Source organism: bacterium (assembly GCA_024742285.1).
GTDB lineage: Bacteria > Myxococcota_A > UBA9160 > UBA9160 > UBA4427 > UBA4427.
In genome coordinates, this window is record JANSYR010000015.1 from 136263 (window position 1) to 156512 (window position 20250).

Annotated in this window: 18 protein-coding genes; 6 read left to right on the plus strand and 12 right to left on the minus strand. The window is 68.0% G+C overall.

The window, feature by feature from the left end; translation table 11 throughout:
* Positions 1–53: 53 nt before the first annotated feature.
* Both NXI30_23395 and NXI30_23400 read right to left on the minus strand, forming a co-directional pair.
* A complete protein-coding gene (locus NXI30_23395) occupies positions 54–542 on the minus strand; it encodes a glycine/betaine/sarcosine/D-proline family reductase selenoprotein B (GenBank protein MCR9097179.1) in 489 nt (162 codons plus the stop codon).
* A 44-nt stretch (positions 543–586) separates the two neighbouring features.
* Positions 587–1345, minus strand: coding sequence for a DUF2470 domain-containing protein (locus NXI30_23400; GenBank protein MCR9097180.1), 759 nt, complete (start codon positions 1343–1345; stop codon positions 587–589).
* Between the two features lie 114 nt (positions 1346–1459).
* Here NXI30_23400 and NXI30_23405 point away from each other — a divergent pair, with 114 nt between their 5' ends.
* A complete protein-coding gene (locus NXI30_23405; GenBank protein MCR9097181.1) occupies positions 1460–2902 on the plus strand; it encodes an MFS transporter in 1443 nt (480 codons plus the stop codon).
* Between the two features lie 35 nt (positions 2903–2937).
* On the opposite strand, the gene NXI30_23410 is transcribed toward NXI30_23405, so the two are convergent.
* The 3 genes from NXI30_23410 to NXI30_23420 form a co-directional block, all read right to left on the minus strand.
* Positions 2938–3405 (minus strand): hypothetical protein, encoded by a 468-nt coding sequence (locus tag NXI30_23410; GenBank protein ID MCR9097182.1) that lies wholly within the window; start codon positions 3403–3405, stop codon positions 2938–2940.
* A 68-nt stretch (positions 3406–3473) separates the two neighbouring features.
* On the minus strand, positions 3474–4025 hold the full coding sequence (locus tag NXI30_23415; protein ID MCR9097183.1) for a nuclear transport factor 2 family protein: 552 nt from the start codon (positions 4023–4025) through the stop codon (positions 3474–3476).
* 59 nt (positions 4026–4084) lie between these two features.
* Complete coding sequence (locus NXI30_23420) at positions 4085–5968, minus strand: NAD(P)/FAD-dependent oxidoreductase (protein ID MCR9097184.1); 1884 nt, start codon at positions 5966–5968, stop codon at positions 4085–4087.
* A gap of 114 nt (positions 5969–6082) precedes the next feature.
* Between NXI30_23420 and NXI30_23425 the strand changes: the two genes are divergently transcribed.
* On the plus strand, positions 6083–6952 hold the full coding sequence (locus NXI30_23425; protein ID MCR9097185.1) for a helix-turn-helix domain-containing protein: 870 nt from the start codon (positions 6083–6085) through the stop codon (positions 6950–6952).
* Positions 6953–7038: 86 nt separating this feature from the next.
* On the opposite strand, the gene NXI30_23430 is transcribed toward NXI30_23425, so the two are convergent.
* Positions 7039–8073, minus strand: a complete 1035-nt coding sequence (locus tag NXI30_23430; GenBank protein ID MCR9097186.1) for an alpha/beta hydrolase — start codon at positions 8071–8073, stop codon at positions 7039–7041.
* Positions 8070–9158, minus strand: coding sequence for a Zn-dependent alcohol dehydrogenase (locus NXI30_23435; protein MCR9097187.1), 1089 nt, complete (start codon positions 9156–9158; stop codon positions 8070–8072). The genes NXI30_23430 and NXI30_23435 overlap by 4 nt, the downstream gene beginning before the upstream one ends.
* Positions 9159–9233: 75 nt before the next feature.
* Here NXI30_23435 and NXI30_23440 point away from each other — a divergent pair, with 75 nt between their 5' ends.
* Both NXI30_23440 and NXI30_23445 read left to right on the plus strand, forming a co-directional pair.
* On the plus strand, positions 9234–9923 hold the full coding sequence (locus NXI30_23440) for a TetR/AcrR family transcriptional regulator (GenBank protein MCR9097188.1): 690 nt from the start codon (positions 9234–9236) through the stop codon (positions 9921–9923).
* Positions 9920–11728, plus strand: a complete 1809-nt coding sequence (locus tag NXI30_23445; GenBank protein ID MCR9097189.1) for an NAD(P)/FAD-dependent oxidoreductase — start codon at positions 9920–9922, stop codon at positions 11726–11728. Before NXI30_23440 ends, NXI30_23445 begins: the two co-directional genes overlap by 4 nt.
* 111 nt (positions 11729–11839) lie before the next feature.
* On the opposite strand, the gene NXI30_23450 is transcribed toward NXI30_23445, so the two are convergent.
* From NXI30_23450 to NXI30_23470, 5 genes are all read right to left on the minus strand, one after another.
* Entirely contained in the window at positions 11840–13336 is a 1497-nt protein-coding gene (locus tag NXI30_23450; GenBank protein ID MCR9097190.1) for an amidohydrolase, read from the minus strand.
* A gap of 10 nt (positions 13337–13346) precedes the next feature.
* Positions 13347–13742, minus strand: coding sequence for a nuclear transport factor 2 family protein (locus NXI30_23455; GenBank protein ID MCR9097191.1), 396 nt, complete (start codon positions 13740–13742; stop codon positions 13347–13349).
* Complete coding sequence (locus tag NXI30_23460) at positions 13739–16273, minus strand: CoA transferase (protein MCR9097192.1); 2535 nt, start codon at positions 16271–16273, stop codon at positions 13739–13741. The genes NXI30_23455 and NXI30_23460 overlap by 4 nt, the downstream gene beginning before the upstream one ends.
* A gap of 1 nt (position 16274) precedes the next feature.
* A complete protein-coding gene (locus NXI30_23465) occupies positions 16275–17069 on the minus strand; it encodes a glucose 1-dehydrogenase (protein ID MCR9097193.1) in 795 nt (264 codons plus the stop codon).
* Between the two features lie 156 nt (positions 17070–17225).
* Positions 17226–18146: a LysR family transcriptional regulator gene (locus tag NXI30_23470; protein ID MCR9097194.1), complete on the minus strand. Its 921-nt coding sequence runs from the start codon at positions 18144–18146 to the stop codon at positions 17226–17228.
* 121 nt (positions 18147–18267) lie between these two features.
* On the opposite strand from NXI30_23470, the gene NXI30_23475 reads away from it, so the two are divergent.
* Positions 18268–19362: an alcohol dehydrogenase catalytic domain-containing protein gene (locus NXI30_23475; protein ID MCR9097195.1), complete on the plus strand. Its 1095-nt coding sequence runs from the start codon at positions 18268–18270 to the stop codon at positions 19360–19362.
* 1 nt (position 19363) lies between these two features.
* Positions 19364–20218, plus strand: a complete 855-nt coding sequence (locus tag NXI30_23480; GenBank protein MCR9097196.1) for an amidohydrolase family protein — start codon at positions 19364–19366, stop codon at positions 20216–20218.
* Positions 20219–20250: the final 32 nt, after the last annotated feature.

Consider the following 20250-nt stretch of genomic DNA (forward strand, 5'->3'; position numbering starts at 1 on the left):
CCCCGCGCTTCGACCTCCCTCGCGATCAGTCCCACGGACTGATGGCAGACCGGTCAGACGGGGACCATCAATGCGACGTCGACCTCGTCGTTCTCGAGATGGTCGGCGATCGCCGGCGCGAGGACGTCGCGCACCTTGCGCGCGGAGTAGATGCCGCCCATGAAGGTGTACGCATGCGGACCGAGCGATCCGATCTCTCCGGCCTCGACCAGACGGCGAAGCGGCGCCAGGGGCAGGACGACGTTCGGGTCCTCGCGCGCGTCGGTCAGGTCGTAGGCGAAGTGGGTGATCCGAAGCGAATCGCTCGACGTGTCCGTCGCGATCGCGCGAAAGCTCAGGTCGTCCTTGAAGTGGAACGCCGGCTGCCCGACGGCGTAGATCCCGCCCGAAGCGACGAGCCCGACCCGCCACTCGCGCGCAGGCCGATCGGGCTTGACGAACGCCGGCGGCGCGTCGCTCTCGACCCAGGCGTAGGGCGGATAGCCGAGCGCCGCGTACTGCTCGCGCGTGCGCGCGATGTAGTCGATCGGGTCCTGGCGCATACGCACACGATAGCGGGCACCACCTCGGCGCCCGCACACGCCGTTCAGGCCGTGGCGGCGCGCGCCTCCCGGGTCAGGCGGACCATCTCCTTGCGGACGTCGAGGGCGGTCTCGCAGCGCTTCGCATAGGGCACGTAGGCCGTCTCCGCGCCCCACCGCATGTGGAAGCCTTCGGGATCGCTCGCCAGCATCATGGGCTCGCGCTCGTCGTCACGGCCCGTGGGCTCGCCTCCGCGGATCTGCTTCCACATCAGCGCCATCGCGTCGCGGTGGTCCTCGTTCATGTGCTGCACGATTCCGGGCTCCCCCGCCTGCCACTCTGCGGGGGGCAGACAGAACTCGTCGCGCTCGACCCAGTGGATCGCGCCGAAACCGCCGATGTAGCGGACGCGGACGGGGTCGATCGCCCAGTAGTCGAAGTCGTGGACGCCGGAGTGGCCGCGACTCTCCGGGAAGAAGCGCGCGTAGCGCTCGCGGGCGGCCTCGAGCTCCGCCCCTTCGAGCCGACGCGCGTCCCCCAGTACGCTCACGCGACCGAACGCCTGCGGATCTCCGTCGCCCCCGGAAAGGTCGGCCTCCACGACCGTCAGGCTCGCCCGCGAGTCCTTCTCGAAGTTCTTCGTGTGCTGGGCGATCCGGCTGACGTAGACCACGCAGCGGCCCTCGGGCGTCAGCACGAAGGGCACGACCGAGCCGAGCGGATAGCCGTCGACGGCGACCGACCGGGTCGCAAGAACACCGGCGGCCGCGCTCCGCATCAAGACGCGGCAGGCGACGGCCGCCGCGGCAGAATCCGAGCTCAATGGAGATCTCCTTGTCCGGGCCTCCCGACCATCGCACAGCCCTCGCCACCGATCGACCGATTCCCGTCCGGCACCTTCCCACCCGCGACCGCGCCCGGTAGGGTGGCTCGGACCATGGTTCTCCCGCCGCCCTCCGACAAGCAGATCCCCACCCGTGTGAAGACCGCCTGGGGCGTCGGCGCGATCGCCGACGGCTGCAAGAACGCCGGCTTCGACGTCTTCCTCGGGCTCTACTACGTGACGGTGCTCGGGCTTCCCGGGACGATGTCGGGCCTGGCGCTCCTCATCGCGCTCCTCGTCGATGCGCTGAGCGACCCGCTCGTCGGCTCGATCTCGGACGACTTCCGGTCGAGATGGGGACGGCGCCATCCCTTCATGATCTGCGCGGCCCTGCCGATGGCGCTCTGCTTCTTCCTGCTCTTCTCGCCGCCCGCCGGACTCGGCGAGGAGGCGCTCTTCGCCTGGCTGCTCGCCTTCTCGATCGGCACACGGTTGAGTCTGACCCTCTACAAGGTGCCCGCCGACGCGCTCGGGCCCGAGATGACCGATCACTACGACGAACGCACGACGCTGACCGCCTTCCGATGGGCGATGGGACTCGGCGGCGGCATCGCCCTCCAGGTCATCGGCTGGCTCTTCTTCTTCGAAGATCGGACGGCGGTCGCGGAGGGACGCCTCGACCTCGACAACTTTCCCGCCTTCGGGACCTTCGTCGCCGTCGTCGTGGCGACCTCGATCGGGATCGGCACGTTCGGGACCCGCTCGGTCATCCCGAGACTACGCCCGCCGGAGACGACGGCTCGCTTCAGCGCGCGGCGCTTCCTCGACGGCCTGCGCGCCGCCTTCCAGAGCCACTCGCTCCGGATCCTGCTCGGCGCCGCCGTGATCTCACAGACCGCCGTCGGCGTGACCGAGGTCCTGAGCGTCTACATGTCCACGTGGTTCTGGGGCTTCGACTCCGACCAGATGGCGATCCTCGCCGGAGTGACGGTCGTCCCCGTGGTGATCGGCGTTCTCGTCGCGCGTCGCCTCACGCTCCTGATCGGCGACAAGCGCATGACCTTCATCCGACTGATCCTCGTCCTGATCGTCTGGGCGCCGCTCGCAGTCCTGGCCCGCGTCTTCGGCCTCGCTCCAGAGAACGGAACGACCGCGATCCTCGTCTTCGTGATCGGACACACCGCCGTCATCATGCTTCTCGCCGTCCAGATCGCGATCCTGAGCAGCTCGATGCTGATGGACGTAGCCGACGAGGTCGCCCTGGTCTCGGGCGAGCGGCACGAGGGCGTGGTGATGTCGGCCCTCAGCTTCGCCGGCAAGTGCACGTCGGGCCTCGGCAACTTCGTCGGCCTCTCGGCCCTGCAGTGGATCGGCTTCCCCTCCGGAGACGCCGCCGCGATCGAGGCCGTGCCAGAGGAGACGATCCTTTCGCTGGGCCTGCTCGCCGGCCCCGGGCTGATCGTCTTCTACGTTGCGACCGCCGTCCTCGTCACGCGCTTGCGTCTCACGCGAGAGCGCTACGACGAGATCCGGGAAGAGCTCGCACGCCGCCGCTGAGCGAATCGCCGGCTCTCTCGGGCCCTCCCGCGGTCCTATCCGCGATCGAGCCGATAGATCGAGGCGACCTCCGGCGCGTCCTGCATCGACGGCAGGCCGGCGACGATGTCCGGATAGTTCGGCTCGTACTTGGCCGCGTACGCCGTCAGGATCGCCTCGCCGCCCTCCTCGACCAGCCTCGCTTCGATGGCGTAGGTCGCGTCCCCGATCCGGACCTCGACGGGCGCGCCGTCGCCGATCCGCCTCGTCCAGCCGCTCTCCTTCATGCCGACGACGTAGAGCTCGCCGGCGACGTCGATCACCCAGATGATCACGACGCGCGGAATCGCGCCGGGGGCCTTCAGACGGATCTCGTCGACCCCGGACGTGTCCGGCCAGGTCGCCGGCGGCGGCGTGTCGGTTCCGCCGATGAAGACGCCGGGGAGCGGGCCGATCGGGGCCGAGAGCAGGACGACGAGCCCGACGGCGACGACCGCGAGCGAGACGATCTGGACGATGCGCATGGAGGCTTCTCCTTTCGAGGGGGGCGCGGAAGGCTCCGCACCCAGCCCCGAAGGATGGCAGATGCGCCCTACTTCGACTCGTGTCCCGGCCGCGGGTACGGCGCCGGACCGATGAAGGGCCGCGGGAAGACCCCCGTATGCCACTGCTTGGCGGTCTCGCGGCGGATGATCTTCCAGTCGTCGCCGACCCGGACGAGATCGTCCTGGTAGCGGAGCCCCAGCACGAGGTGCTCGAGCGGGCTGTCGGGGGCCTCCATGTGGTACCCGACCACCCAGCTCTCGACGAAGCCCTTGTCACCGTCGATCTCCACGTACTGGTTCCCGACGAAGTGCATCGAGGCGTCCCAGGCGTGGAGAGCGTCGATCATCCCCTCCAGGTACTCGTCGAGCTTGCCGGACTCCGCCGTGCCGACGCACTCGCAGTCCGGATGAAAAACCGTCCGGACGAGATCGATGTCGATCGAATCGACGCCGTAGGCATAGCGGCGATAGAGGTTCTTGATGACCTCTCGATCGCGCAGCCAGCGGACCGTCGCCTCGTGATCGTCGATCGGGGGCGCAGAGCACTCCCGGAACTTCATGACCCGTCGCTTCTCGTTTCGGATGTCTTTCTCGGTCATCGTGCTCTCTCCGTTCTCGGGTACGCGGATCGATTCGCTTCTTCCCGCGGCCTCGGCTCTCAGGAACCGAACACGAGATCGTCGCGGTTCGGCTTCTTCATCATGGCGTAGAGCTCGGCGGTCTCATAGGGGGTATTCACGACGAGGCGCCCCGAACCGTCCACGTAGTAGTTTCGTTCGACGGAGTTCGTGTCCTTGATGAAGGCGAGCTCCGCCCCCACTGCGTCGACGTCGGCGTTGTACTTCTCGTACGCGGCCTGCCGGACCCCGACCGTCGCGTGCCCCTCCTCGAACATCGTGTGGAGACATTGCGCCAGGTAGGCCGCCCAGATCTGGAACCACGACGGAAGCGAGATCCCGCCGGAGACCGGCTGGGAGTTCGGTCCGTACATCATGAAGAAGTTCGGGAACTGCGGGACCATCATCCCCAGGTAGGCCTGCGGGCTCTTCGCTCCCCAGTACTCGCGCAGCTTCGTCCCGCCCTCGCCCTCGTACTGCGCGGGCCAGAGGAACTGATCGACCTCGAAGCCCGTCGCGAAGACGATGAAGTCGAGGTCGTGGTGCTTCCCGTCGGCGGTCTCGATCCCCGTCGGCGTGACGCGTTCGATCCCGGACGCGACCAGGGCGACGTCGTCGCGGGTCAGCGTCTTGTACCAATCATTGTCGACGACCGGGCGACGGACCATCGGGGCGTATTCCGGGATCAGGTGCTCGCGCAGGTCCGGACGATCGCCGATCTGCTCGTCGATGTAGCCGATCATGAACTCCCGGAGCTCTTCACTCTTCTGCGTGATGTGACCGCCCTGCTTCTCCCATTCGGGATCGGGGATCAGGAAGTCCTCGTGCCAGGTCATCAGGCCGATGATCGACGTGTAGCGGCTCCAGTTCCAGTAGCCGGGCAGGTTCTCGAGCAGCCAACGCACTTCCGCCTCGACCGCACGTCCGTAGTTCGGACGCGGAGCGATCCACTGGGGCGTGCGCTGGAACACGGTCGTGTGTTCGGCGTCCTCGGCGACCCGTGAGAGGAGCTGGACGCCCGTCGACCCGTTACCGATCACGGCGACGCGCTTCCCGCGCACGTCGTGCTCGCTCGTCCACTGCGTGGGATGGAGGATCGTGCCCTGGAAGGCGTCGATCCCGGGAATGTCGGGAAGCTTCGGCTTGGAGAAGACCCCGGCCGCGCTCACGACGAGGTTGGCCTCGCGCTCGACGCGCTCGCCGTCGGCCCCGCGGAAGGCGAGCTGCCATCGATGGGTGTCCTCGTCGAAGCGGGCCTGCTCGAGGTCACGACCGAGCTCGATGTTCGGCTGGACGCCGTACTTCTCGGCGATGAACTCGAGATAGGCGCGCACGTCCTCGCCTCGCGCGAAGTACTCGCGCCAGGGATACTCGTCGTCGAAGCTGAACTCGTAGGTGATGCTCAGCGTGTCGACGCGGATGTCGGGATACTTGTGGACGCTCCACGTCCCGCCGAGCTCGTCGCGGCGGTCGTAGAGGCGATAGGGAACGCCGAGGCGCTCGAGCTGGACCGCCGTCGCGATCCCCGCCGGCCCGGCGCCGATGATCGCGACCTCGAAGCCGTCGGGAGCCGGCGCAGCACCCTCCGGTCGGGTGAACTGGAACGGGTACGGCGTGAAGGCGAGGAACTTCTTGCGGACCTCGAAGTGCTCGTCCCGGGTCGGGACGCCGAGCACGAGATCCATCAGCGAACGCAGCTCCGTATCCGACGGGACGCGGCGCTCGAAAGGACCTTCGCGGGTCTCGAGCAGGTGCGCGGCGCGGTCTTCGAGGCGCTTGCGATCGGCGTCGTCGAGGGTCGCGACCGGACCGAAGGCGGCGAGCTCCGGGTCGCCGGTGGCCTGATAGAGCGCCACGCGCAAGGCGGCGAGGTCCGAGGCCTCGACGGCCCGGCGGATGAAGGCGGCGTCAACGTTCGCGTCCATGGTCTCCGTCCTCCGCGGCGGGGAATCGCCGTTCTCGACGACTCTGGCGAACGTGCGGGCCCTCGATCTATTGCAATGGCGATTTTCTCGTTGCAATCGTAATATCCGGAGATCGTGTCCAGACGTGCGCTCTCTGCAACCCGCGCCGCCGATCTGCTCAACTTCCTGGCGGCCCACCCCGACGAGCCCCTCTCCTATTCGGAGCTGTCGAGCCGGCTCGGGATCAACCCCGCCTCGACCCACAACCTGCTGATGGCGCTGACGGAATGCGGCTACCTGAGCCGGGACCCGAAGACGCGCACCTTCTCCCTGGGTGCCGCGCTCGTCGCGATCGGCGATGCCGCCCTACGCGAGAATCCGATCGTCGACGAGGCCCGGGTCGAGATGGGCAAGCTGGCGAAGACCCTCGACATGGGCGCGGTGGCGCTCGTCCGCGCGGGCTCGGACGCGCTCTGCATCGCCCGCGCCGGTCCGCGACGCGCGCGGATCGATCCGCCGGAGGTCGGCCAGCGGATCCCGATCATGGCGCCCCTCGTCTCCGTCTTCGCGGCCTGGGGCTCCGAGGAGGCAGTCGACCAATGGCTCCAACGCGGGAGTCCGGCGCCCGCGGACCAGGCACGGGCGAGAGAGAGCCTCGAGCGCGTCCGCGCGCGGGGCTACAGCGTCGCCCTCGAGGTTCCGAGTCGACGTCGCCTCGGCGGCTTGATTGCCGACCTCGCGGAACAGCCCCACTCCGAGCGGCTGCGCGAACGCCTCCATGAGACGATCGGCGAACTCGGCCGCTCCTCCTTCCAGCTGAGCGAGTCCGATGGTCAGCCCCACAGCATCAGCACCATCACGGCGCCGGTCTTCGACCGCCACGGCGAGGTCTGCGTGGCCATCAGCCTGCAGGTCTTCGCGCGCGCCCTCGACGCGGACGGGATCGCCGCGGTCGGCGGCCCGCTCGTCGAAACGACCCGCGCCTTGTCCCACGGAGAGCCCTGAAGCCGACGCGAGTCGGACGTCGCGCGGAGCGCTCTGAAGCCGACGCGAGTCAGGCGTCGCGCAGCGAAGACCCGGATCCGACGCGGTCAGGCGTCCCGCGCGAACTGGGCCAGGCTGGCCGCGGTTTCCCGGCTGATGTCGGGGCAGGCCATCTGGAAGAGCTCGGTCGCGTGGATCGTCCCCATCACCTGTCGACAGCGCGCGGACACCCCCGCGCGCAGGAGCGTGCGATAGAACTCGATCCCCTCGTCGCGGAGCGGATCGCACTCGTTCACGCTGATCACCGTCGGGGGCAATCCGCGGACGTCGTCCTCGCTCGCGAAGGCGGGCCAGGCCAACGGGTTCTCGCACTCGAGCTCCTCGATCCCGTAGGCCATCGCCGGACGGTTGTTGTGCAGATCGATCAACAGCCCGTTGTTCTCGACCGACGACGGGAACCGGTCCTGGGGCCAGCGGCCGGCGATGTAGGGACAGAGGGCATAGAGGCCGCGGATCAGCCCGAGCTCTCCGGAGCGAGCCAGGCGCATCCCGGTCGCGAGCGTGAGGTTCCCGCCCCCGCTCTCGCCGGCGACGACGAGGTGGCTCGGATCGATCCCGAGCTTCGCGGCGTTCGCTGCGACCCAGCGGACGGAGGAAACGCAATCGTCGAGGCCCGCCGGAAACGGCGCGACCTCGGGCGCCGAGGAGGCGACGAGACAGTTGCGGAAGTCGACCATCGCGACGGCGATGCCCTGGGCCGCCATCGTCCGGCCCCATGCGCGATAGATCCCGTCGAAGCAGGACTGGGTCTGCATCCCGCCGCCGTGGAAGTAGACCACGCCGGGTCGCGCGGGCGCTTCTGCCGGACGGATCAGCAGGATCTTGATGGTGTTGCCGTCCGGGTCGGACACGAAGGAATGCTCCTCGGTCACGAGCCCCTTCGACGGCGCGATCTCCTCGGAGTCGATCGCGTCCATCCCGACCTTCACCGCCTCGGCCGCCGCCAGCGCCTCCGGCGTGTTCGCCTCGGCGACCAGCGCCTCCCGGCTCTCCGCGTCGGGCCGCGGCTGCGTCGGAAAGGCGCCCATCGCCGCCTTCAATCGGGGATCGATTCGCGGATCCGCTTCCATCTTCGTCGTCACGATCCACCTCCCTGTTGCACACCGAAGTCGAGGACACCGCGCGCGAGCCGCCCGGCTTCCATGTCGTCGATCACGGTCTGGATCCGGTCCATGGGATAGATCTCCGTGATCAGCTCGTCGAGCAGCAGCCGCCCCGAGAGATAGAGCTCGGCATAGCGCGGAATGTCTCGCTGGGGACGGCTGGCGCCGTAGCGACAGCCGAGAATCGACTTGTCGAGGAAGATCTCTTCGGGGAGGTACTCGATCGCGGTCCCGGCCCGTGTCACGCCGAGGATCACGAGGCTGCCCGACCAATCGAGATAGCGGATCGCCTCCTCGAGAGCCGGCTTGCTCCCGACGCACTCGAAGACCCAGTCGGCACCGCCGCGGGTCACGTCCTTCACCGCCTCCGCGACCCGCCCCTCGCTCGCGTCCACGAAATGCGTCGCGCCGAACTGCCGGGCGATCGCCTCCTTGGCCGGGTTGGCGTCGATGGCGACGATCGGGTCGGCGCCGACGAGTCGAAGGGCCTGGATCGAGTTGAGTCCGATCCCGCCGACGCCGACCACGGCCGCGCTCTCGCCGGCTTCGACGCGGGCCCGATTGAGCACGGCACCGGCGCCGGTCAGGACGCCACAGCCGATCAGGCAGGCCGACGAGAAGGGCACTTCCTTGGGGATCGGTACCGCCTGCGTCGCCTTCACGACGGTGACCTCCGCGAAGGAAGAGACGTTGGCGAAGGCGTAGTGCGGGATGCCGTCGAGGGTGAACGGCGTGGGGCGGTGGCCGAAGGTGGAGCGACACATCGTGGGCCGTCCGCGATCACAGTGGGCGCAGGTCCCACAGCTCCCGAGGGTCGAGAGGACGACGTGGTCGCCGGGGACGAGGTTCGTCACCCCGGGCCCGACCTCCTCGACGAGACCCGCTCCTTCGTGTCCGAGCACGACGGGCATCTCGAAGGGGATGGTTCCGCTCATCACGCTGAGATCGCTCCGGCAGACGCCGGAATTGACGATCCGGACGGTCACCTCGCCCGCCCCCGGCGCGCGGACCTCGAGCCCGTCGCGGACGCGAAGCGCCTCTCCGTCGAAAACGATTCCCTTCATCCGACCTTCCTTTCCCGCTCCTCCGATCTCTCGGGAGCGTGTTTACTATCTATACTCTAAGAGTATACTTCGACTATGACCCCGTCATCGGCCCACGAGCAATATCCGCCCCGCGACACGGCAGCCTACCGCCGGATCCTGGAGGCCGCCGAGACCTGCTTCGGGACCCTCGGCTTCCAGAAGACCACGGTCGTCGAGATCGCCGCCGCCGCCCAGGTCTCCAAGCCCCTCGTCTACCGCTACTTCGAGTCGAAGGAGCATCTCTACGAGGTCGTGATCAGCCGACTCGTCGAGAGCTGGAACGAGGAGCTCGTGGCCGAGCTCTCCGCCGCGAACGGAAGCGACGCGAACGGATCCGAGACCGGGGTCGCCGAGGCGCTCCGCCGCATGCACCGCGTCTCCCTCGAGTTCGCCCGGCGGCACGCGCTCCTGCGCGGGCTGCTGGCCAAGGAGAGCCGACTCCTTCTCGCTTCCTACAGCGACATCGTCGAGCGGACCAACGCGACGCTCAAATCGCAGATCGCGGACTGCCTGGCGCTCGGCGTCGCTTCGGGCCAGGTCCGCCTCGACCTGCCCGTCGACGCGATGGCCGACGCGATCACCGAGATCCACCTCGCCTACGTCGAACGGATCGTGTCCGGAACCGAGACGCCGGACGCCCAGCGACTCGCCCTCGACGCGTTCGAGGCCCTGCTCTTCGGCGTCTGCCTGATGCCGGACGAGGCCCGACCTCTTCTCACCCAACGACGGAAACGATCGAAATGAACCCTGCCGATCCCGCCCTGAACGACCTGCCCGACCTCGAGGTCGTGCGCGAGAAGTACCGCCAGGAGCGCGACAAGCGCCTGAAGACCGAAGGCTCGTCGCAGTTCCAGGAGCTGATGAGCGAAGGGACCCACAGTGACATCGACCCGAATGTCGAGCCGGGCTTCACCCGGGACCCCGTCGACGAGGAACCCACCGTCCTGATCGTCGGCGGCGGCTTCGGCGGGATGCTCATGAGCGTCCGCCTTCAGGAAGCCGGGATCCACGACTTCCGGATCATCGAGGCGGGCGGCGACTTCGGCGGGACCTGGTACTGGAACCGCTATCCGGGGGTGCAGTGCGACGTCGAGTCCTACGTCTACATGCCGCTCCTCGAAGAGCTCGGTTATGTCCCGACCGAGAAGTACGCCCACGGCCCCGAGATCTTCGCCCACGCCCAGGCGATCGGACGCCACTACGACCTCTACGACCACGCCCTCTTCCAGACCCAGGTGCGCGGCCTCGAGTGGGACGAGAGCGCCGCCCGCTGGATCGTCTCGACGAACCGGGACGATCGGATCCGCGCCCGGTTCGTCTGCATGGCCAACGGCCCCTACTCGAAGCCCAAGCTCCCGGGGATCCCCGGCGCCGGCGACTTCGAGGGCCACACCTTCCACACGAGCCGCTGGGACTACGAATACACGGGCGGAGACACGACCGGTGGACTCACGAAACTCGCCGACAAGCGCGTCGGCGTGATCGGCACGGGGGCGACCGCGATCCAGGCCGTGCCCCACCTCGGGCGCGATGCGGGCCAGGTCCATGTCTTCCAACGGACGCCTTCCACCGTCGACGTCCGCGACAACGCACCGACGGATCCGGGCTTCGCGGACACGCTCGAACCGGGTTGGCAGCGGGAGCGGATGGACAACTTCCACATCCTGATGGACGGCGCGCCCCAGGAGGAGGACCTCGTCGGAGACCGCTGGACCGAGCTCACCAATGGCCTCTACGAAATCCTCGGCAACCACCCCGATCCCGAGTCGCTCTCGCCCGAGGAGATCGCGGAGATCGCGGAGCGCGTCGACCTCCGGAAGATGGAGCGCATCCGGGGGCGGATCGACGAGGTCGTGAAGGACGCGACGACCGCCGAGGCGCTCAAGCCGTGGTACCGCTATCTCTGCAAGCGGCCGTGCTTCCACGACGACTACCTGCCGACCTTCAATCGCCCGAACGTCACCCTCGTCGACACCCAGGGCAAAGGGATCGAGCGGATCACGAAGCAAGGCGTCGTCGCCAACGGCGAGGAATACGCGCTCGACTGTCTGATCTTCGCGACGGGCTTCGACGTCAGCCAGAACTACACGCGCCGCGCGGGCTACGAGGTGATCGGTCGCGAGGGACTGAAGCTCAGCCAGAAGTGGGCCGACCGGACGTCGACCTATCAGAGCTTCTTCACGCGGGGCTTCCCGAACTGCTTCTTCATGATGGGGTTCCAGAGCGGGCTCACGCCGAACATCCCCCACACCATCGAGGAGCAGGCCCAGCACCTCGCCTACGTCATCCACGAGGCCCTCGACCGAGGCGCCACCACCGTCGAGACGACGCAGACCGCCGAGGACGCCTGGTGCGCCGAGATCGACAAGGGGAACGACTTCCAGACGATGCAGGCGAGCTGCACCCCGGGCTACTTCAACGACGAGGGCAAGGTGGGCGAGACCGAGGGCTGGCTGGCCGGGTTCTATCCCGAAGGCTTCGAGGCGTTCTTCGTCGTGCTCCGGGAATGGCGCGCGAAGGGAGCGCTCGAGGGACTCGAGGTATCCTGATTCCGAGGATCGCCGGAGCGCGGTCGTCGCGTGCCAGCGAAACGCCGCCTGCCGCGCCGATCGCGACCAGACGCGCTGCTCGCGGTCCAAGCCGAGGAACGACCCGGTCGATCAGTCGACCACGTAGCCGTAGGTCGTATTGCTTCGACCGATGCCCTTCGCATGGTACTCACGCTTCATGTCCTCGATCCGGTCGGCGGCAACCTGCTCGCGGGTCGCGTCGGGATCGAGACCGTAGAGTCGCGCACCGTTCGCGCCGAAGATCGCGTTCTTGACTTCGCCATCGGCCGCGCCGAGCGGCGAGAACCCGAATCGCTCCTGCAGGTCTTCCGGGATCTCCAGCCGACGCAGCGCCTCGATCTGCCACTGGGGGGAGCCGTACCAGACGGAGTCCGTCCCCCAGACGACGTGATCGGCGCCCATCCCCTTGATGAGCGTGCCCATCATCGCCGCGCAGAATCGCGGGTTCGTCACGCACGAGTTGGCGAAGGCGGAGCCGATCTCGCCGTAGACGTTGCTGACCCCGTACTCCTCCGGAATCCGGGCGAGGTCACTCACCCAGGCGATCCGTCCGTCCCGCTCGAACTCGGCCATCTCGATATCCGGCGCCGCGAGATACGGACGAAGGCCGGCGTGATAGATCACGAACTCGATCTGCGGCCAGTCCTGGGCGGCCTTGCCCACGTCATCGACCCGCGCGTATTTCCAGATCCCCTCGAGCGACGTCAGGTAGTCCCGCGGAAGCAACCCCTTGTGGATGCAGATCCGGTTGATTCCCGAAGCGACCACCTTCTCGTAGAACGGGTACATCAGCTTCTCGTCGTCGAGCCGATACGGGAGATTCTTCGGATGGAAGGGGTTTCCGACCGTGTAGCCCTTCCAGGCATCCGGGGAGAGGGTCTCGATCGCCTGGTCGACCTCGTCCAGCCAACCGTCTTGCCCGGGCACGAACACGGCGTGGGAGAGCATCCGTCGTGACCCGGCGAGCCGATTCACGAGATCACGGGTCGCCGCCATCTGCTCGTTCGAAATCAGCAATCCACGGACGTCGCCCGTCGTCGGCGCGCTGCTCACGAGACAGACCTTCGTATCGCTGTCGAGGAAGACCTCCTTGATGAAGTTGTCGAAGCGGTAGCGATCGAGATCGAGACCGACCTCGTCGAGCATCGCCGGATTCCAGTGCTCCGCCGCATATCGGCCGTAGTCGAGCATGAACTCCGCCTCGAAGTCCTCGTGGACGAAGTGGACCTGGTCGTCGAAGACGAACTGTGAGGACAGTGCGCGGCGACGCGCTTCCGCCTTCTCCGGCTCGCTTGCCTCGGCTTCGTCGACGACGAAGAGCGAACCGAAGACCCCGTTCATCGCGACGAAGGCGGCCGCCATTCCGCAGCTGCTCCGAAGGAACGCCCGCCGGTCGAGTCCGAGCCGCTTCGCGTCTCGCTCGACGGCCGCCTCGAGACGCGCCTCGACCTCTCGCTGGGCCGGCGTCTGCGGGAGCGGGTCGTACTCCCCGTTCGAGATCGAACGCGTCGGGACGGGCCAGTCTCCGTCGAGCGTATTGGACGCGCGAAAGCGCTTGCGTTGGCGGGGTGTGAAGAAGTCGACCATGAAGAACGCCTCAGTAGAACTGGAAGACGCGGCGGCAGAACCGCCACCGGCCTCCTCGCTTCAGGAACTCGTCCTCGTAGCAACCGATCGAGGATTCGGCCTGCCCATCGCGCTGCTGGCGGATTTCGAAGACCGACCGCGTGCGCGCCCTTTCACCCTCGAGTGAATCGAGCAGGTGGTTATGGAGGAAGGGCTTCGGCTCGACGGGGAGAGAGGCCGCGTAGAGCGCGCGAAGCCCATCCCACCCCGCGTAGCGCTCGCCCAGGACTTCGACGACGGCGTCCTCTTCGAAGAGCGCGAGGACACCCTCCACGTCGGCCGCGGCGATCCGATGGCAATAGGTCACCAGGAGGTCGAGGATCGCATTCCGATCCTCGATCTTCCCGAGTCGATCGTCGTCGCTCATGTCGTCTCCTTCGAGAGCGGTACGTGAAAGTAGGCGTCGTCCGAGCCCATCGCGGGCAGGAAGTCGTGGGCGACACGAAGCGCATACAGGCGCTCGATGTCGGCCTCGTCGTAGCCGACCTCGCGGAGGATCTCCCGGGTATGCGCGCCGACACGCGGAGTCGGCGCCAGCCGTCGGTAGGAATGCTGCTCGCCGATCTGCACCCACGCGGGCGCAGGAAGCACGACGGGGAGTCCGCTCGGGTGGTCCGGCCATCGCAGAATCTCGAGCGCACCGTCCGCCTCTTCGTCCGCCGGATCGTTCGGGACATCGCGCGGTGCGGGGTCGTGACAGAGCTGATCGAGCGAGACCACGAGATGGGCGCCGATCTCCTCTTTCCCCAGAAGCTCCAGCCACGCCGCCGCTTCACGCTGCGCGAAGGCCTTCTCGAGGTCCGACGGAGGCGCGTCCGGCGTCCCGCAGACGACGCGGGCGAGCTGCTCTCTCCGCTCCGGATCCGTCGCAACGAAGATCCAGTCGTCGAGGCAGGCGTACATGCGATGCCACCAGGCAGGCCCGCGGGCCTCCCTTCCCTGACCGTCATGCGACCCGAGTGCGCCCGCCCCGCCGAGCATGTTCGGCAGCTGATAGTGATGCGCGCCGCGTGCGAGGGACGAACGCCCGACGCCCCCGCCGCCCGTCCTCGCCCGTTGGTGAAGCGCGAGCATCGCGGCGAACGCGGTTCCGAGGCCGCCCATCAGATCCGCGAAGATCTCCGTCATGCCGCGCGGCGCGTCCGGCGAACCGGCGAACGCGTCGAACCCACTCGCCAGATTGGGCATCGGATCGTACCCGGGCACGCGGTCCCAGAAGCTCGCGAAGGCCCCGCCGAACGCGGAGTTCTGCGCGACGACGACCTCGGGATGAAGAGTCTGAAGCTGCGCCGGACTCATCCCGAGGCGCTCGGCGACGTCGTCGAGTCGATTGTGGACGACCACGTCCGCCCAACGAACCAGGCGGGCGAAGGCCTCCCGGCCTGGAGCACTCGTCAGGTCGAGGATCGCGCTGCGCTTTCCCTGATTCACCTCGAGCGTCCACTCGAGATGCATCGGCAGGTTGAAGCTCTTCGGGGGCTCGACCCGGATCACGTCGGCGCCGAGCTGCGCCAGCGTGTACGCCGCGTTGGGGCCCGCGACGACGTTGCAGAGGTCGAGCACCCGGAGATTCGCGAGAAGGTCGCCCTTGTTTCGCTCGCCCCCGGACGCCGGCGCCGATTCCCGCTCCGCAAAGCACCCATCGACGTCGGAGAGAGGGACGGACTCCGGCTCGCGCGCCGCGATCGTGCGTCGTTCGCCGGTGGAGGTCTCCACGTCCGAGACCGGCCCGGGAACGACGAGCGCTTGCTCCCCCTCCCCCATCCGAGTGAGGAGCCCGGCCTCGAAGAGCGACTCCGTCGACAGCCATTGGTCGCGGGACCGCAGATAGGTCACGGGGATTCCGGCGGTGGCGAAGCGCTCCACCCAGACGTCCGCCGCTTCCTCGGCGATCACCGACTGTACCCGCTCGATCACCCGGAGCGTCCGCTCTCGCGTGAGCGTCCAGGCGCTCGCGAGATTGCGATCGGCGGCAAAGGCGAAGCGCTCCCAAGGGCTCTCGATCACGAACCCGTCCGCGAGAAGCTCCCCCTCGAGTCCCAGGATCGCAAAGAAGCGTCGAGTCATCTCGGGCTTGATCGGCATCACCATGAGCCGGCGATCGTCCGCGGTCCGGTAGTGATGGGTCGTGTAGATCGGCGGTGCCAGCTCGTCGAACCCGGCGATCTTCCGCGCTCGCTCCGCGGCGTCGTCGGTCGGGAGCAAGCGGAGTCGTTCGAGCATCGGCGGGAGCTCTGCCGCCGGTGTTCCCGCGGCGCGCAGCCGCGCCCCGTCGTAGACGAAGCTCCGCGTACACGTCGAGATCCCCGCATTCACGAGGGGGACCTCGATCCGCGTCCCCCCCGCGCCGGCGTCCCGGGCGCGCAACGCCGCCAGCACAGCGATCGCGCCGTGCATGCTCGCGAAGCCCGAACAGATGGGAGCGGGGACGTAGAGCGGCGAGAATCCGAGCCGCTGGCGGAGGCCCGTGGTGTAGAGCGCGGAGGCGGCCGCGACGACCCCCTCCCACCCGGGGATGCCGCGCCGCGCCGGGTCCGCCGAGGGGAATCCCGGCAGAGACAGCCCGATCGAAGCGGGGTTCTCGGCCACGAGGCTCGCGTGGTCCAGCCCGTGTCGCGCCATCACGCCGGGCCGGTAGCTCTCGATCACGACATCCGCGCGAAGGGCCAGCGATCGCGCACGGCTCCGCCCCGCCTCGGTAGAGAGATCGAGCTCGACGATCTTCTTGTTCCGATTGAGCGAGCGATGCACGTCGGCGGGCAGCTCGGGCGAGCCCGGTCGCATCACACGCACGACGTCCGCCCCCTGGTCCGCGAGCAACATCGCCGCGAGCGGTGCGGCGTAGTAGTGCCCGAGGTCGAGGACCTGGACGTCCTGCAGCGGTCCTTCGCGGGTCACCTCAGGCATCGTCGCCCTGCGAGCCGAGCCCGGCGTTGCGAAAGAGCGGCTTGCCGGCGAGCGAACCGCCGTCGACGACGAACTCCGCTCCGGTGCTGTAGCTGCTCGCATCGGAGGCCAGGAACGCCACCATGCGCGCCACCTCTTCGACCGATCCGATCCGGGCGATGGGCAGATCGGAGACCACGCTGCTCTGCGCCGACGGCCCGAGCCGATCCCACGAGACCATCGGCGTATCGATCACGCCCGGATGCACGGAGTTCACGCGAATACCGTGGGGACCGAACTCGAGGGCCGCAGTCTTCGTCATCCCGCGAACCGCCCACTTGGTCGCGGAATACGGAATCGCGCGATCGACGCCTCGCATCCCGGCCGTCGACGAGATGTTCACGATCGAGCCACCGCCCGCGGCACGCATCGACTCGAAGACCGCACGCATTCCCAGAAAAACCCCGATCAGGTTCACGTCGATCACCTTCCGCATCAGCGCCTCGTCCGTCGTCGCGAGATCGGATCCGGCGGGAGCGATCCCCGCGTTGTTCACGAGAACGTCCACGGGGCCGAACTCCGCTTCCGCGAAGTCGACCACGCGCGACCAGTCCTCGCTCGCCACCACGTCGAGACGCGCGAAGCGTGCCGCCGACCCGATCGATCGGACGACGGCCTGCCCCTCGTCTTCGAGGAGATCGGCGACGACGACGCGCGCGCCCAGCTCTGCGAAGAGGCGCGCCTCGGCCGCCCCCTGCCCACGCGCCGCGCCACTGATCAGCGCGGTCTTTCCTTCCAGGTCGATCACGGCAAAGCTCCTCCCGACCGAGCGGTCACGAGGCGAGCCTTACACAGTGCATGCGGATCGCCAATATCATGCACTGCATCGATTGAGGGCATTCGCCGTCCGCATGCCCTGGATGGCGGCCGGATGCGAACGGACGAGCCGCGAAGCGTGAACGCGTCAGTCGGCGCCGAGCGCGCCGACCACGCCGAAGATCTGTTCGCGCAGCCACGCGATCGCGGGCGAGCGTCGATTTCGCTCGTGTTGAATCAGATAGACCGGCACCGGATCGAGATCGATCGGCGGTGCGTGCCGCACCAGATCCCCGGACGTGTCGCCGAGGTCGATCAACATCTCCGGCAGCGTCGCGACGAGGTCGGTGCAAGCCACCAGTGCAGGCGCCGCCGCCGGCTCGGGGACCGTCAGCACACGACGTCGTTCCAGAGAATAGGTGGCGAGCGCCTGATCGATCACGATGTCCGCCAGGTTCGGATGCGCCACGGCGACGTGGCCGACCTCGACGAAGCGCTTCAACGTCAGGCGCTTGCCGATCGACGGATGACCGCGCCGCGAGACCGTCACGTAGTCCGCCGCGAGCAGGAAATGGCTGTGAAGGTCGCGCGCTTCACTCGGATCGTGCGAGCTGATCGCGAGATCGGCGTCGCTCCTCTGGAAGTCCGACGCCATGCTCTCGCGCCGCACGCCTGGCAGGACGGCGACCCGCGCCCGCGGTGCCGCCGCCTGGAGCCGCTCGATCAGGGGCGGGAGCAGGGTCCGCTGGGCCGACTCGTCGAGGGCGAGCCGGAAGACCTCTTCCGAGTGCTGGGGATCGAAGCCCGGGTCCCCCAGGAAGACCGTCTGCGTATCCGCGAGGATCCGTTGCACGACCGGCAGAAGCGCTTCGGCACGTGCCGTCGGCACCATGCCCCGCGGACTCCGCAATAGAATCGGGTCGTCGAGCAGCTCACGCAGACGTCCCAGCGCGTGACTGGTGGCGGATTGCGAGAGCCCCACGCGCCGCGCCGCGGCCGTCACGCCCTGCTCCTGGAGCAGCGCCGACAGCACCACGAGCAGATTCAGGTCGATGCCTGCGAGTCGCACGAATCTCCTTCCGGGCACGATCTCGTTCATGCACGACATCGATTACCCATGTCTATGAAATGCAGTGTACAGATCTTGGGGTTTGGGCAATCCTGAGGTCCACGCGATCCAGGAGTCATCGATGCTGCCGAGCACGTCCTTCGCCATGGTCCAGACTGCACGCCGCACCCTCGAGGGCCGGGAAATTCCGATCCCGGCGGTGCGCGACGACGACGCGATCCTCGAAGTCGAGGCCTGCGGAATCTGTGGCAGCGACTACGAACAATTCGAGGGCGAGCTCCCGGCCCCGCTGCCGGTGATCCCCGGCCACGAACCGCTCGGCCGGATCGCCGCGATCGGGGACGCGGCCGCAGAGCGCTGGCAGGTCGACGTCGGCGACCGGGTCGCCGTCGAGACGCTGCTCGCGTGTCAGGCCTGCGCCGAGTGCCTGGCAGGGCGTTATCAGCGCTGCCCGCGGCTGCGCGTCTACTCGTTGATCTCGCTCGACGACTCGCCGGGGCTCTGGGGCGCCTACGCGCAGTACATGTACCTGGCGCCGACCTCGATCCTCCACCGCGTCGACCCGGCGCTCCCGACGTCGATCGCCGCGCTCTTCAATCCGCTGGCGGCGGGATTCCGCTGGTCGGTCGAGGTCCCCGAAACCCGACCCGGAGACTCCGTCCTGATCATGGGCCCCGGTCAGCGTGGGCTCGCCAGTGTGGTGGCCTGCAAGCAGGCCGGCGCCGGCCCGATCCTCGTCAGCGGGCTCGCCGCCGACGCCGCGAAGCTCGAGGTCGCACGCGGATTCGGCGCCGACGTGACGATCGACGTGGAGAACGAGGACCTGCACGAACGCGTCCGCGAAGCCACCGGAGGACGGGGACCAGACGTCGTCGTCGACGTGTCTCCCTACGCGACGCAGCCCATCCTCGACGCCATCTCGCTCGTTCGCCGTGGTGGCACGATCGTGCTCGCGGGAATCAAGGGCACGAACCAGGTGAACGGGCTCGCGAGCGACCAGATCGTCGGCAAGGAGATCACGATCAAGGGCGCCACGGGTTCGACCTCGAGCGGCTATCGGTCAGCGATCGAAACCATCGAGTCGCGAAGGATGGAGCTCGCTCCGATGCACACCCACGACTTCGCCCTCGAGGACGCCGAGCGAGCGATCCGAACGCTGGCCCGTGAAATCCCGGGCGAGGAGTCGATCCACTCGTGCCTTCTTCCGGAGCACTGAGATGACGCTCCCCGTGATCGATCCGTGGGTGAACGTCAGCATGGGAGACCACGCCGACGTGCCCTTCCTTCAGGCCGTCAAGCGCGACTATTTCAAGGCCGGCGACGACTTCTTTCGCAACATCGAGTCCGACGAGCTCGTCGCGGAGATGGATCGACTCGGCGTCGAGAAGGCGCTCGTCACCGTCGACGCGAGCGCGCCGGACGACCGGGTGCTCGCGTTCGCCGACGCCGAGCCGAGAAGATTCTTCCTCGCCGCCGTCCCCGATCTGACCCGTGGCATGCGCGGCCTCTGGGACCTGGAAGCGCTGGCCGAAGCGCACCCGGTGGCGCTCGCACGGGTCGCGCCCTTCCAGCTGGGCATACCGCCGGACGACCCCCTCTATCTGCCGCTCTACGTGAAGTGCATCGAGCTCGACCTCCCGGTCGGCCTCAATACCGGGATCTGTGGCCCTCCCATGCCCAGCGAATGCCAGCATCCCCGCCACCTCGACGTGCTCTGCCACCGTTTCCCGGAGCTGACGCTGATCATGCAGCACGGGGCCGACCCGTGGTGGGACTACGCGATCCGACTGATGATCAAGTATCGCAACCTCTTCCTGATGACCTCCGCGTGGTCGCCGCGCAGGCTCCCGGAGTCGCTCCTTCATTTCCTCCGCACGCGGGGGCAGGACCGGATCCTCTTCGCGTCGGACCACCCCGTGCTGACGATGGACCGCTGCGTGACGGAGGCTCGGGCGCTCGACCTCCCTCCGTCCGTCCTCGAGGCGTTCCTTCACGGCAACGCCGAACGCGTGCTCTTCCGGTCGCGGAGCCCGCGCTACCGCCCGCTGGCGTTCGACGACCGGACCGGGTGAAGTCGAGCGACACCCCTTCCTCTGCTTCCCCA